We start from the raw sequence: 13335 nt of genomic DNA, 5'->3' as shown, positions 1-13335 counted from the left end.
TCTTTTTGATTTCAGGCACTTGGCTTTGGTGCGACGGTTTTACCGTTCAGAAAAGTTGAGATTTGGCACGATTAACGCGCGATTTTGCGATTCCCAAGCGGCAAAATGTGGCATTTGCAGTCATCTGGTGGGTGTGAAAGTCGGGGATGCGCTGCTCAAATTGGCTTGACCGCTGGTTCCAGTACGGCACTCGGGCGCAATTTGCGGGTCGGTTCGACCTTGCCTTTGGGTGGGTAGACCAGTTTCGTCGCCTCCACCATGAAAGCGCCACCTGCCATCATCGTCGGCACGCGCCGTCCGAATTTTTCAAAGGCCGCGCCGGTTTTCATCCAAAGTTTCTGTTTTGAGGGCACTTGGTAGAGCGCCCCGGCGTGGCGTTCCGGTAAAAACTGGTGTTTGCGCAATTGCGTTTCCAACTGGCCCGGGGAATACGGGCGCCCATAGCCAAAGGGCGTGCGATCCCGACGCGCCCACAGGCCCGCGCGGTTGGGAACAATAAACAGCGCGCGCCCCCCCGGTCCCAGCACGCGCCAGCATTCTTCCAGAAGCTCCGAGGGGCGCTCAGATGTTTCCAGCCCGTGCAGCAATACCAGCTTGTCCACATGTCCGGTTTCCAGCGGCCATCGCGTTTCCTCGGTCAGCACAGACACATTTGGCTTGCCCGGCGGCCAGGGCATCACACCCTGTGGTCCGGGCATCAGCGCGATGACGCGGCGCGCATCCGTCAGATACGGACGCAGGAGCGGGGCGGCGAAACCAAATCCCACAACCGTCTGGCCCTTGGCCTCTTGCCATATCTCGCGCATGCGGTTTTGCAGGCTGGCCTGTGCCGCGCGCCCCAAAGCCGAGCGGTAGTAGAAATTACGCAGGTCCTGAACGTCCAGATGCATTGCGGCCAGCCTCGGTATCGGTCACTCTGTGCGCAGTTTTGCAAAAGTGAAGGTAAATGACCATGCCCGTCGAGATCGTAACTGTTCCCTGTTTGTCAGATAACTATGCGTTCCTGATCCATGACACAGGCACCGGGCAGACCGCACTCGTGGATATCCCCGACGCCGCGCCCATTCTGGAGGTGTTGGCAGCGCGGGGCTGGTCGCTGAGCGAGGTTTGGATCACGCATCATCATGCCGATCACGTGCAGGGTCTCGCCCGCGTGCTGGAAGATCATCAGGCCCGCGTGACCGGCGCTGCCGCGGATGCGCATCGCCTGCCCGCGCTGGACCATGCTTTGAAGGATGGGGAGACATTTGATTTCGCAGGTCTCACGGTTCAGGTCATGGATGTATCGGGGCACACCCTCGGCCACATCGCGTTTTATCTGGCGGATGCATCAGCTGTGTTCACGGCTGACAGCCTCATGGCATTGGGATGTGGTCGCCTGTTTGAAGGGACGCCGGATCAGATGTGGCAAAGCCTTTCCAGGCTCGCGGCTTTGCCCCCTGACACAATTGTTTGCTCTGGACATGAATATACCGCGTCCAACGCTAAGTTTGCGTTAACCATTGATCCTGATAATCCCGACCTTATATCGCGGAGTGAGAGGATTGTTGCGGCCCGGTCCGCTGGCAATCCCACCGTTCCCTCAACCCTGGCGCTCGAAATGGCCACAAATCCATTTTTACGCGCCTCCAACGCTGACATTCGAACCCGTCTGGACATGCCAGACGCAACAGATGCTCAGGTCTTTGCCGAAATCCGCGCCCGAAAGGATGCATTCTAACGCCCAAAACAAAGCCTTTCTCACCCTCTTCACACAATTTGTGACTAAGAAAGTGAAGAAAAAACTTGAAGCCGGGCTGAGATCAACCAAACTCTAACACTATGAGGCCATGGTCGGCTTATGGATCGACATGAATCAGATCCCCCACCGACCCCGATCAGAAGGAGCGCTTATTGTGCCTTCATTTTCGACCACACTTGAACAGGCGATACATTCTGCTTTGGCTCTTGCCAACGCGCGCCGCCATGAATTTGCGACACTTGAGCATCTTCTGCTGGCCCTGATTGATGAGCCCGACGCCACGCGCGTCATGAAAGCCTGCAGCGTGGATGTCGATGATCTGCGCAGCACTCTGGTCGAGTTCGTCGACGAGGATCTGAGCAATCTGGTCACCGATGTTGATGGCTCCGAGGCAGTGCCAACGGCGGCCTTTCAGCGCGTCATTCAACGCGCCGCGATCCATGTGCAATCCTCAGGCCGCACAGAGGTGACAGGGGCCAACGTTCTGGTCGCCATTTTCGCGGAGCGCGAGAGCAATGCAGCCTATTTCCTACAAGAACAGGACATGACACGGTATGATGCGGTGAATTTCATCGCCCACGGCGTGGCCAAGGATCCCGCATTTGGGGAGCCCCGGCCCGTGTCCGGCGCGCCCGAGCAAGAGGAAGAAACGCAAGGTGTCACGGAGGGCGAGAAAAAAGAGAGCGCTCTTGAAAAGTATTGCGTGGATCTGAACGCAAAATCCCGTGAAGGTGATATTGACCCGCTGATCGGGCGTGATTCCGAGGTCGAGCGCTGCATTCAAGTACTCTGCCGACGCCGCAAGAATAACCCGCTTCTGGTGGGTGATCCGGGCGTGGGCAAAACCGCGATCGCCGAGGGTCTGGCACGTAAAATTGTTGCTGGCGAGACACCCGAAGTTTTGGAACACACCACGATTTATTCGCTGGACATGGGCGCATTGCTGGCCGGCACCCGCTATCGCGGTGATTTTGAGGAACGGCTCAAGGCGGTCGTATCCGAACTGGAAGAGCATGACGACGCGGTTCTGTTCATCGACGAAATTCACACCGTAATCGGCGCCGGTGCTACGTCAGGCGGGGCGATGGATGCATCCAATCTGCTCAAACCAGCCCTTGCGGGTGGGAAATTGCGGACAATGGGCTCGACCACATATAAGGAATTCCGTCAACACTTCGAAAAGGATCGTGCGCTGAGCCGCCGGTTCCAGAAGATTGACGTCAATGAGCCTTCTGTCGAGGATGCGGTGAAAATTCTCCGTGGCTTGAAACCCTATTTCGAGGATCACCATTCGGTAAAATACACAGCGGATGCGATCAAATCCTCCGTGGAACTGGCGTCCCGCTATATCAATGACCGTAAATTGCCGGATTCGGCCATCGACGTAATTGATGAGGCAGGCGCGGCACAACATCTGGTGGTCGCGGCTAAACGTCGCAAAACCATCGGCACGAAAGAGATCGAAAATGTGGTGGCAAAGATCGCACGTATTCCACCGAAAAACGTATCAAAGGACGATGCCGAGGTTCTGAAAGATCTCGAAGGATCGCTGAAACGGGTGGTCTTTGGGCAGGACAATGCAATTGAAGCGCTTTCCTCGGCCATCAAACTGGCGCGCGCAGGCTTGCGTGAACCTGAGAAACCCATTGGGAATTACCTGTTTGCAGGCCCAACTGGTGTGGGCAAAACCGAAGTGGCCAAGCAATTGGCGGATACCCTTGGTGTGGAACTGTTGCGTTTCGATATGTCGGAATACATGGAAAAACACGCGGTCAGCCGTTTGATCGGTGCCCCTCCGGGTTATGTCGGGTTCGATCAGGGCGGCATGCTGACGGACGGTGTGGATCAACACCCCCATTGTGTCTTGTTGCTTGACGAAATGGAGAAAGCGCATCCGGATGTCTACAATATCCTGTTGCAGGTGATGGATCACGGCAAACTGACCGATCACAACGGCCGCACAGTGGATTTCCGTAACGTGGTGTTGATCATGACGTCAAACGCCGGCGCCGCGGAACAAGCCAAGGAAGCCATTGGTTTCGGGCGAGATCGGCGCGAGGGTGAAGATACGGCCGCCATTGAGCGCACCTTTACACCTGAATTCCGAAACCGCCTGGATGCGGTCATCAGTTTCGCACCGCTTCCCAAGGAGGTCATTTTGCAGGTGGTCGAAAAGTTTGTGCTTCAGTTGGAAGCGCAATTGATGGATCGCAACGTGACCATTGAGCTGACCAAACCTGCCGCTGAATGGCTGGCCGACAAAGGCTATGACGCCAAAATGGGCGCGCGCCCACTGGGCCGAGTCATCCAGGAGCATATCAAGAAGCCTCTCGCCGAAGATCTGCTGTTTGGCAAATTGGCAAAGGGTGGCGTTGTCAAAGTTGGCATCAAAGGCGGCGAAATTGATCTCAAGATCGAGGGGCCCGACAAACCGCGCCTCTCCGGCAACAAGCCGCCTCTGCTCACCGCAGAGTAAGCTGTTCAAAGTCAAACTGAAACGCCCCGCTGTGTTAATCAACAGCGGGGCGTTTTATTAGTTTTACGTAAGACTGGCCTGAGCATCCGAGTAAATGCTGTGGCTATCACCTGATGGGGTGATGGGACCATGCCCGCCTGAACCGCTCCACGACCTATTTTTCAGTGAATTTCAGTTCAATCCGTCGGTTCAGCGCGCGCGCTGCTTCGGTGTCTTCCGTCGCGACGGGTTGATACTGGCCAAAACCGTTGGCGGCCAAGCGGTTTGGCGGAATACCCAGGGCAGTTACCATAAATTTCACAACCGAAAGTGCCCGACCTTGGCTCAACTCCCAATTGTCAGAAAATTCACCGAAACCTGACAAGGGCACGTCATCCGTATGCCCATCCACGCGGATGATCCAGTCGATTTCCGGCGGTATCTCATCCGCTACGCTTGAAATAATTTGCGCGACCTTGGCAACTTCGCTTTGCCCTTCCAACGAAAGATCCGCGCGACCCGGCGCAAACAGAACTTCGGAAGAAAAGACAAAGCGGTCTCCCTCAATTCGCACACCTTCCTGACGTCCCAAAACTTCTCGCAGGCGGCCAAAAAACTCAGAACGGTATTGCTCAAGATCCTTGGTTTCCTCCGTCAGACGCGCCGCTTCCTCTGCCAGTCGCAATGCTTCGGCTTCCAGCCTGATCCTTTCCGCTTCTTCAAGCGCTGCGCGGCGCCTTTCTTCTGCGGCCACCCGTGCCAGCGCGGTGTTGAGATCGGACCCCAGAGATTGCAGTCGGACCTGAGACGCAGCGTCACGCGCCACGGCATCATCGAGAAGCGATTGCAAATCACCCAATTGTGCGCGCAATGCAGCAACCTGTTGATTGAGCAATTCAGCCTGACGCTGGGCGTCAGCACTGATTTCGCCTTCCTGTGCCAGCGACTGACGCGCCTGCGCCAAAAGAGCAGCGCGGCGTTCGGCCTCACTGCTGGAGTCCTCGGCGAGCGTTTCGGCGGCCAGTTTAGCCGCAAGCGCTGCAGCCAATTGATTCCGCAAATTGTCTTGTTCAGCGCGCAGGTCCGCTTGACCCGCTTGCAGGGATTGCTCAGTTTCCTGCGCTGCCGCTTCTGCAGCACGCAATTCGGCTTCCAGAGCCGCTTCGGCGCGACGCAACGCTTCCGCTTCCTGCTCAGCGCTCGCAACGTTTTCCTCAAGACTTTCCAGACTGATCAGCGCCGACGCCAACTGCTGATCCAGATCGCCTTGTGCGGCACGGGCGGCCGCCAGCAGCGTTAATGTATCCTCGGCATCCTGCCGTTGCGCTTCCAGTGCCAGCGTCATCGCCGTTAATTCCGCATCAGCATCGGCCAATCGCGCCCGCAACGACTCAGCTGCCGCGACCTCCGCAAGCCTTGCGGCTTCTTCTGCACTGAGAGCCTCTTGCGTTTTTTCCAAGTCCGCGGTCAATTGCCCAACCTGTCCCACAGCCTCGGCGTTGCGCGCGCGCAGGTCCGCCACCAGAGCATCCAGCGCCGCGCGCCGCGCGGCTGCAAGGCGCGCGGCCTCGGTCTGTGCATCAATTTCACTGCGCGCCGAGGCCAGTGCGAGATCAAGGGCTTCCTGTTCGCTCAGCAGCTCCGCCTGGGTCTGCTCCAAAGCGTCGCGCGTTTGTTCCAACGTCGCCACATCACCCAGTGCCGTATCTCGTTGTGTGATCAGGGCGGCAACCTGCGCTTCAAAACTCGTGATTTGCGATTGCGCGGCATCGAGTGCTGCCGCCTGTGCATCCCGCGTCGCCGTCAGTGTTTCAATCCGCACCTGCGCATCGTTCAAAGAGGTGCTCAATTCGCCAACACGGCTGTTCAGATCGCTGTTGCTTTGTTGTTCCAATCCAAGCGCTTGTGCCAAAGCCGCGACCTCTCCGGCGAGTTGATCGAGCTCGGATTCCTGCCCGGTGATGCGTTCGGTCAACACAAATTGCACAACCATGAAAATCGTCAGAACGAACATCAGAACCAGCAACAAGCCGGTCATCGCATCCACAAACCCCGGCCAGATCGAAGCTTGAAAGCGGGCACCGGTGCGTCGCGACAGAGCCATGTTAGCTGTCCCCGGATTTCATCTTGATACTGGCGCGCGGTCGACCCGCCCGCAACGCGTCCGTCAGTTTTGACAGATCCATGCGCAATTCAGCCATGCTTTCCTGACGCCCGGCAGAGATCTCTTCGAGAATCCGCAACATCTGCACATCAATCGAGCGCAGGCGCATCCGGCTTTCCGCATCCATGCCGCCGTCACCGTGGGTTTGGGTCTCCAACGCAGAAATCAGCCGTTCCTGACCGGCGGCGACCCGCTCCAGGGCCACACTTGCCGGGTCCATCCCGTCCATTTTCTGCGTCATGCGTTCGATTGAATTTGCCAAGGTGCCAAGGTTTTCGTTCACTTCAGACCGACTCACATCGGATTGCTGGAACATCAGCTGCAGGCTTTCCATCTGCTCAACCATATGTTCAACGACGGCCGCCAAAGCGCCCTGATCTCCGCTCGCCTCGTCGCCAGAAGTAAAGCCGACCCGGGTGATCGAACTGAGCCACTCTTCAAGTTCGCGGTAAAACCGGTTCTGCCCGTGACCGGCAAAAAGCTCCAAAAGACCGACAATCAAGGATCCTGCCAACCCCAGAAGTGAGGAGGCAAAGGCGACACCCATGCCGCCGAGTTGCGTTTGCAGCCCGCTCATCAAGCGGTTAAAAACTTCGAGCCCGCCCTCTCCCTCTTCGGGTGCAAGGCTGGAAATCGTTTCCACAATGGCCGGGACCGTGGTCGCAAGGCCATAGAATGTCCCCAAAAGACCCAGGAAAATCAACATACTGACGATATAGCGCGTGATTTCGCGCGCCTCTTCAATCCGGTTCACCACAGAATCGAGAATGGATCGGGTAGAAGAAGCACTGACCTGCATCCGCGCCCCACGTGAGCGCAAAAGCGAGGCAAGCGGTGCGAGCAATTGTGGTGCCTTGACGCTCGTGTCTTGCCGATCCGTGGCAAAGCGTTCAATCCAACGCACCGATCCGATCAATTGGAACACCTGATAAAAACAGGCAAAAACGCCAAGGATGAAGACAAAGATGATAAAGCCGTTGAGGTACGGGTTTGCCTCAAAAACCGGCAACACCCGGGGCAAGGCCAGAAAACTGCCGAAACCTGACAACCCAAGAACGATCAACATCAGGGAGATTTGCCGCACCGGTTGTGAAAAAACCGGTCGAACTTCGTGATCTGGCAATACCATGCGCTGTTGCTCCCGCGCCTTATTGTTCTGCTCTGGCCATAGCTTAACCTGAAAACCCAGCCCAGAGCCATGGATTTATGTGGTGAGGTGGCGCACCCGCTGGCTTAGCCATTCAAGATCCGGGTCATGAAGTCCGATCTCGCTCAGATGCGATGCCGTGTTATACAGATATTCCGTGTTCGGCCCCATGCCTCCTGTTGCGCGCGAAATGACCTGCGCCTGTTCTTCAAGGGCCATCCCGCCGCAATACTGTACATGACCCGGGTTAATGACATAACAAAGCGCGTTCACCCTGCGACCATCCACCAGATCGATGTCCAACTCCCGCTCCAGATAGGCCGAAGATATCAATTCCCGTTCGCGCAGGTAGACCAGCGTTTGAGCCTCTCGCCCGGCAGCCACAGCAAGGGCCACGCCTTCACAGGCATGGGCGGGTTCTTCATCCAGCGCCAACACCAGGCCCGGATCCGTTTCGGTCCCGCGATGATGGATCGACCACATGCAAAAGGACCGCGCATAGCCGGGCAACGTCGCCACGACCTTTTCAGCCACATCAAACCCGGGATTCCACAACAGGCTGCCATATCCGAATACCCACATTGTCATCTTGCTGGTTCTCCTTGTCTGCTTTGCGTAAACCTCAATTCAGCGGCAAGGGAAAGGGCTCTGTCATGCGGCGTGTTATCTGGCTGATACTAGGGGTGGCTCTGCTCTGGAGCGCCTGGTGGGGCGTTGCGACATTTGGTGTGGCGCGCGGGATCGAGGGCTGGCTGAGCGCGCGACAAACCGAAGGGTGGCAGGCAGAGACTTCCGCGATTACGTCGGGTGGATATCCCAAGGACATTCGCGTCACGGTCAAGGATATTGCCCTGGCCGATCCCGACACTGGCGCAGCAGTACAGGCATCCAGCCTGCAAGTGCAGGCCCCGGTCTGGGATCCGGGCACCGTGACGCTTGATCTGCCCAAAGATCCGATCCTTCTGGCAAGCCCTGAAGGGCGCAGCCGCCTGTTGATGCAAAAGGGCCAAGCGCGATTGGCGGTGACACCCACAGCGTCCCTGGCGCTGGAACAAATGGAGGCCACCGCAGACGCGTGGTTGCTGGACGCGGAAGCGGGCGACATACTGGCCGGGGGCACATCGCGGTTGAGCGTGGTTCAAGACCCCGAAATGGCCGCCAAATACCGGTTTGAGATGGGTATTGATGCGTTGCGACCCGGTGAGGTGCCGCGCCGCGCTCTTTACATCCCGCTGGACTGGCCAGTGACATTTGACCAATTTGCGCTGAACACCACAGTGATATTTGACCGCTCCTGGGACATTACAGCACTGGAAGTATCACGCCCGCAACCGCGCCAGATTGTCATCCACAGCGCAGAAGCGGCATGGGGTGCTTTGCAACTGCGTTTTGCCGCCGCTTTGGATGTGGATGTACAAGGAACGGCGAGCGGAACCCTGAATGTTCAGGCGCGCAACTGGCGGTCGATGCTGATTTTGGCGGAAACCAGCGGGGCGCTGCGCCCGCAGATTGAGCAGGCCTTATCAACGTTCGCAGGGTTGGCCGGTAATCCTGAAACGCTTGATCTGGCCCTGACCTTGCGTGGCGGTACGGTGTTTTTAGGGTTCTTACCGCTCGGCCCGGCCCCGCGCCTGATCTTGCGCTAACGGCAATAGGTGCCGTTGCGATACCGCGCCGTGTCAAAATGGAAGTGATCCAGATGATAGCTGTCCGCGTTCGGCCCCAGGACAGTGCCAAACGGTCCGCAAGCCCCTCTATGAACCTTGCGCATGGCCTGATTGGTATCGCGCGCGTTCCATCCTTTGAGAACCGAGATCGTTGAGCCATCACCCATCTGAAACCCGGACACGTCAATCGCACGCCCCTTGCCGTGCTCGGAAATGCGCGCGCCTTTTTTATTATTGCGCGTGCGACAGGCGTAGTGCGCCGCCACGCGCAGGCCTTTGACACCGCCCCTTTGTTTGCGAAACGCAGGTTTGACCGAGGTATCCACCCAGGTTTTCAGCGCTTGAGCGGTTGCGCAATCCATCACCGCGCGTTGGCTGAGCGTGATGCCCGACACCGAGCGCACTTTGACCGCCTGAGGCACACCGCACCCGGAAATCCGGCCCGGCACCCGACCGACGCTTTCACCCTGTATGTCAGGATCACCGCAGATCGCCCCCTTGGCGCGCAGGCGTTGCTGTTTGCGGATTGCTCGTTTCACTGCGCGGGTGCGCAACTGCGGGCGTAAAGACATGCGCGGGCCATTGCCGCGCAACGTCGCCTCATTCGCCGCCGCTGAGCGTTCGGGGGCCAGTATTGCACCAGAGTCCTGGAGTTGAACCGGCTGCGTGCCACTGGCTGCTTGTTCGGGTCGAATTTCAGGGCGCAGCGATGTTTCCGGTGCCTTCGCCGATGCCATGCCCGCAAGCAGCAAAAACAGAAGCGCCCAAACCCTCATGTGCTGCTCTTGCCGCGCCCAAAATCCGGCGCATCCGTGTCCTGGCCCGCCTCGACAATACCGCGCCGAACCGCGCGCGTACGGGTGAAATAGTCGTGTAGGTGCTCTCCGTCTCCGGTCCGGATCGCCCGTTGCAGCGCAAACAGCTCTTCGGTAAAACGACCCAGGATTTCGAGCGTCGCGTCTTTGTTTGTCAGGAAGACATCGCGCCACATGGTCGGATCGCTCGCCGCAATACGCGTGAAATCGCGAAACCCCGCCGCGGAGTATTTGATTACCTCAGTATCCGTGATCCGATGCAGATCATCTGCAACGCCCACCATTGTATAGGCAATCAGGTGCGGTGCGTGGCTGGTCACGGCAAGAACCAGATCATGGTGATCTGCCTCCATTTCCTCCACATTGCTGCCGATTTCTTCCCAAAGGTGGCGCAGTTTGGCGACCGCGTCGGGGTCTGACCCCTCCACCGGCACCAACAACAGCCAGCGGTTGTCAAAGAGTTCGGCAAAGCCCGATTCTGGCCCGGAATGTTCCGTGCCTGCAACCGGATGGCCGGGAATGAAATGGACATGATCCGGCAGATGCGGTGATACATTGGCAATCACGTCGCGTTTGACCGATCCCACATCCGTGACGGTCGCGCCCGGCTTCAACGCCCCGGCAAGATCAGCCACGACGTCACCCATCACACCGACGGGAACGCAGAGGACCACCAGATCAGCCCCCTCGACGGCCTCGACCGCGGTGTCACACACGCGATCACACAGGCCAATGCGGCGCGCTGTCTCGCGGGTTTCGACGCTGCGCGCATAGCCGGCGACCTCACCCGCCAAGCCTTTGCGTTTCATCGCCCAGAACATGGAAGAGGCAATCAGACCCAGCCCGATCAGCGCCACGCGGTTGTAAATCACGCTCATGTCGGCTCCTTAAATGTTCCAAGAGCCTCAAGGACACGGGTCACATCTTCGGCGCGCCCCACGGTGATCCGGAGCGCTTGTGGAAAGCCGTACCCTTTGACCAACCGCACAAGGATCCCGGCGGATTTAAGGTGCGCATCTGCGGCAATGGCTTCGTCCTCACTGGCAAAACGCGCCAACACAAAATTGGCCTGACTTGGATCGCAAGCAATGCCCAATTGGTGCAAACCGCCCGTCAGGCGCGCGCGTTGCTCCGCGTTTTCATGCAGGCACATCTCTACAAAGCCTCGGTCCCGAACCGCGGATTCGGCCCCGGCAAGAGCGACACTGGACATGTTGAACGGCCCACGTATCCGGTTCAGCACGTCAATCACCTCTTGCGAGGCATACCCCCATCCGACACGCAAACCGCCCAATCCATAGAGTTTGGAAAACGTTCGCGTCATCACGACATTTTCGCGCGCGGAAACCAGTGCGGCACCGCCGTCATACCCGTCAAAGAATTCCGCATAGGCCCCATCCAGCACCAGCAAACACTCGGCCGGCACGGCATCAGCCAGTCGGCTTAACTCGGCAACCTCCAGCGCGGTGCCCGTCGGATTTGCTGGATTCGCAATATAGATCAAGCGCGTGGCGTCGGTGATCAAGGCGATCAACGCATCGACGTCAACCCGTCGATCGGATTCGGGTGCCACAACGGGAGTCGCCCCCGCCGACAGTGCAAAAATGCGGTAAAGGGAAAACCCATGCTCGGTGTAGAGTATTTCGTCGCCCGGCCCCGCATAGGCCATGGCCAAAAGCGTTAGAATTTCATCCGATCCGACACCACAAATGATGCGCTGCGCGTCTAATCCATGCACCTCTGCGATCGCTGCGCGCAAGCTCGCGTGATCTGTTGAGGGATAGCGATGCAATCCGGCTGCAGCCTGTGCAACAGCAGCAATTGTGTCCGTGCTGGTGCCAAACGGATTCTCGTTGGAGCTCAGCTTCAGCGGGTCCGTTTGACCCTCGATATGTGACGCACCACCCTGATAAAGGGCAATGTCCATGATCCCAGGTTGCGGGCGAAGGGCTGTGGTCATCGGGTAGTCTCCTGTCCGGGCGGACCTTAGCGAGGTGCCGCGCGGAGGACCACCATCAAACCGCCTTATGAGACAAGTTGGTCATGGTTTTTTAACAACTGAGATTGGCGTAAACCCTGATCCTTTTTTCGAGCCTTCTCACTTCGGTTGCGCGCAAGACAGGATGCGGACGGTCTCACGTCAACGTCGAGTCGTCATCGGTGATTTGAAAGGATGTTTGGATCTCAGATGAAAACCCGTCTGCTTTCCGGATCGCTTCGATGCGAGTTGTGTCACAGGGACCGCCAGTAGAGCGAAAGTGTCTGTGACGACAGCTCGCTCAGGCCTTGCGCGCTTTGCGACGACCGGCCCATCCAAGCCCGCCGATGGCAGCGCCCAGCAACAGGATCGAAGCAGGCAACGGCACAATGGCCACGTCAATGCCATCAATGGAGAACCCATCATTGCGCCGGAACTCATCACCACCAAAGGCTGAGAAATTGCCAAGCGTGATCTCGGCGGAGGTCACCTTTTGACCAAAATCAATCACCACTGCGCGAGCATTGCCATTTGCCAGAGCCCCGCCTGTGCGCAACTCCTCCGATGTGCCGCCTGCATCAATCCGCAGAAAGGCACCTGCGTCGCTGGCGTCATTGATTACAAAAGAGATCCTGCTGAACGCTCCACCCACATCGACCATCCATTTGATGCCCCATGTGTCGTTACTGTCGAGATACCACGACCCGCCCTGCGGCACCGTGTTGCTGCGGCCAAACAGTGAACCGTCGCGCAAGGCCAATTCGGTGCCCGACCCGATGACGGATCCGCCGCTTCCGGTGCCGCCGAGGCTTTCAAATGTCCCGACAGTCGTTGAAAATATCGGGCCAACCTCGCCCTCGCCCAATGTTGCGCCAAGGCTTTCAAAGTCTTCGCCAGAACCACCGGACGTATTGAAGCTGCTGTTGTACAAGGCCGCATCAAAGCTTTGCACGCTAATCGTGGCGGCATTTGCACCCCACGCACAGGCGAAAGTCGTAGCCAAAACCATGGCTTTACCCAGAAAACTCATTACTTACTCCACACGATTTACACGAAACTAATCGCAATTTTTAAACGTTGAGTTGTTCGTGAACAAGTCGCATTTCCCGCAACGGTTTGTTTCGAAATCAACATCAAAAGACAGTAGAGCGTTGATTTCAGTAAAAGATGGCCAGATTATGGCAGTGTCGGATCATTTTTGCCTTGTTCGGGTCATCGCAGGCAACGCAGCGTCGAATTATCCACCAGAGGCAATTGGCACCCTGCGTCTTCAGATGCGTGGCACGCTCTTGCAGGGTCGACACGCTGTGGCTTGGCAGCGGATATCGCTCACTGTGCAGAATTGCAGACCTTCACAACGATCGCACT

At 57.7% G+C, this 13335-nt stretch carries 11 protein-coding genes; 3 read left to right on the top strand and 8 right to left on the bottom strand.

The window, feature by feature from the left end; genetic code table 11:
- Window positions 1–155 precede the first annotated feature (155 nt).
- Window positions 156–890: a class I SAM-dependent methyltransferase gene (locus R8G34_19295; GenBank protein MDW3224999.1), complete on the bottom strand. Its 735-nt coding sequence runs from the start codon at window positions 888–890 to the stop codon at window positions 156–158.
- A 62-nt stretch (window positions 891–952) separates the two neighbouring features.
- On the opposite strand from R8G34_19295, the gene gloB reads away from it, so the two are divergent.
- Both gloB and clpA read left to right on the top strand, forming a co-directional pair.
- The gene (gloB, locus tag R8G34_19290) at window positions 953–1720 is read left to right on the top strand and encodes a hydroxyacylglutathione hydrolase (protein ID MDW3224998.1); all 768 of its coding nucleotides are present in this window, start codon (window positions 953–955) and stop codon (window positions 1718–1720) included.
- 175 nt (window positions 1721–1895) lie between these two features.
- On the top strand, window positions 1896–4217 hold the full coding sequence (clpA, locus tag R8G34_19285; protein ID MDW3224997.1) for an ATP-dependent Clp protease ATP-binding subunit ClpA: 2322 nt from the start codon (window positions 1896–1898) through the stop codon (window positions 4215–4217).
- A gap of 154 nt (window positions 4218–4371) precedes the next feature.
- Here clpA and R8G34_19280 read toward each other — a convergent pair whose 3' ends face one another.
- The 3 genes from R8G34_19280 to R8G34_19270 all read right to left on the bottom strand — a co-directional run bounded on the left by R8G34_19280 (window position 4372) and on the right by R8G34_19270 (window position 8095).
- A complete protein-coding gene (locus R8G34_19280) occupies window positions 4372–6300 on the bottom strand; it encodes a peptidoglycan -binding protein (GenBank protein MDW3224996.1) in 1929 nt (642 codons plus the stop codon).
- Between the two features lies 1 nt (window position 6301).
- The gene (locus tag R8G34_19275; GenBank protein ID MDW3224995.1) at window positions 6302–7489 is read right to left on the bottom strand and encodes a biopolymer transporter ExbB; all 1188 of its coding nucleotides are present in this window, start codon (window positions 7487–7489) and stop codon (window positions 6302–6304) included.
- A 75-nt stretch (window positions 7490–7564) separates the two neighbouring features.
- Window positions 7565–8095, bottom strand: a complete 531-nt coding sequence (locus R8G34_19270; GenBank protein MDW3224994.1) for a gamma-glutamylcyclotransferase — start codon at window positions 8093–8095, stop codon at window positions 7565–7567.
- A 65-nt stretch (window positions 8096–8160) separates the two neighbouring features.
- Here R8G34_19270 and R8G34_19265 point away from each other — a divergent pair, with 65 nt between their 5' ends.
- Window positions 8161–9153 carry a DUF2125 domain-containing protein gene (locus tag R8G34_19265; GenBank protein MDW3224993.1) on the top strand — a complete coding sequence of 331 codons (993 nt, stop codon included), beginning with the start codon at window positions 8161–8163 and terminating at the stop codon, window positions 9151–9153.
- On the opposite strand, the gene R8G34_19260 is transcribed toward R8G34_19265, so the two are convergent.
- The 4 genes from R8G34_19260 to R8G34_19245 all read right to left on the bottom strand — a co-directional run bounded on the left by R8G34_19260 (window position 9150) and on the right by R8G34_19245 (window position 12997).
- A complete protein-coding gene (locus R8G34_19260) occupies window positions 9150–9950 on the bottom strand; it encodes an extensin family protein (GenBank protein MDW3224992.1) in 801 nt (266 codons plus the stop codon). The two genes, R8G34_19265 and R8G34_19260, sit on opposite strands and share 4 nt — an antisense overlap.
- Window positions 9947–10867 carry a prephenate/arogenate dehydrogenase family protein gene (locus tag R8G34_19255; GenBank protein MDW3224991.1) on the bottom strand — a complete coding sequence of 307 codons (921 nt, stop codon included), beginning with the start codon at window positions 10865–10867 and terminating at the stop codon, window positions 9947–9949. The genes R8G34_19260 and R8G34_19255 overlap by 4 nt, the downstream gene beginning before the upstream one ends.
- Complete coding sequence (gene hisC, locus R8G34_19250) at window positions 10864–11949, bottom strand: histidinol-phosphate transaminase (protein ID MDW3224990.1); 1086 nt, start codon at window positions 11947–11949, stop codon at window positions 10864–10866. The genes R8G34_19255 and hisC overlap by 4 nt, the downstream gene beginning before the upstream one ends.
- Before the next feature lie 319 nt (window positions 11950–12268).
- Window positions 12269–12997, bottom strand: a complete 729-nt coding sequence (locus R8G34_19245; GenBank protein MDW3224989.1) for a VPLPA-CTERM sorting domain-containing protein — start codon at window positions 12995–12997, stop codon at window positions 12269–12271.
- Between the last annotated feature and the right edge of the window lie 338 nt (window positions 12998–13335).

The sequence above is a fragment of the Paracoccaceae bacterium genome (assembly GCA_033344815.1).
Taxonomy (GTDB): domain Bacteria; phylum Pseudomonadota; class Alphaproteobacteria; order Rhodobacterales; family Rhodobacteraceae; genus Roseobacter.
This window is presented reverse-complemented; position numbering and strand designations above follow the sequence as displayed.

Bases quoted from the DNA above. Each gene is read 5' to 3' on its own strand.
- R8G34_19295 (MDW3224999.1), bottom strand. From the start codon at position 890: ATGCATCTGGACGTTCAGGACCTGCGTAATTTCTACTACCGCTCGGCT.
- gloB (MDW3224998.1), top strand. From the start codon at position 953: ATGCCCGTCGAGATCGTAACTGTTCCCTGTTTGTCAGATAACTATGCG.
- R8G34_19280 (MDW3224996.1), bottom strand. From the start codon at position 6,300: ATGGCTCTGTCGCGACGCACCGGTGCCCGCTTTCAAGCTTCGATCTGG.
- R8G34_19275 (MDW3224995.1), bottom strand. From the start codon at position 7,489: ATGGTATTGCCAGATCACGAAGTTCGACCGGTTTTTTCACAACCGGTG.
- R8G34_19270 (MDW3224994.1), bottom strand. From the start codon at position 8,095: ATGACAATGTGGGTATTCGGATATGGCAGCCTGTTGTGGAATCCCGGG.
- R8G34_19265 (MDW3224993.1), top strand. From the start codon at position 8,161: ATGCGGCGTGTTATCTGGCTGATACTAGGGGTGGCTCTGCTCTGGAGC.
- R8G34_19260 (MDW3224992.1), bottom strand. From the start codon at position 9,950: ATGAGGGTTTGGGCGCTTCTGTTTTTGCTGCTTGCGGGCATGGCATCG.
- R8G34_19255 (MDW3224991.1), bottom strand. From the start codon at position 10,867: ATGAGCGTGATTTACAACCGCGTGGCGCTGATCGGGCTGGGTCTGATT.
- hisC (MDW3224990.1), bottom strand. From the start codon at position 11,949: ATGACCACAGCCCTTCGCCCGCAACCTGGGATCATGGACATTGCCCTT.
- R8G34_19245 (MDW3224989.1), bottom strand. From the start codon at position 12,997: ATGAGTTTTCTGGGTAAAGCCATGGTTTTGGCTACGACTTTCGCCTGT.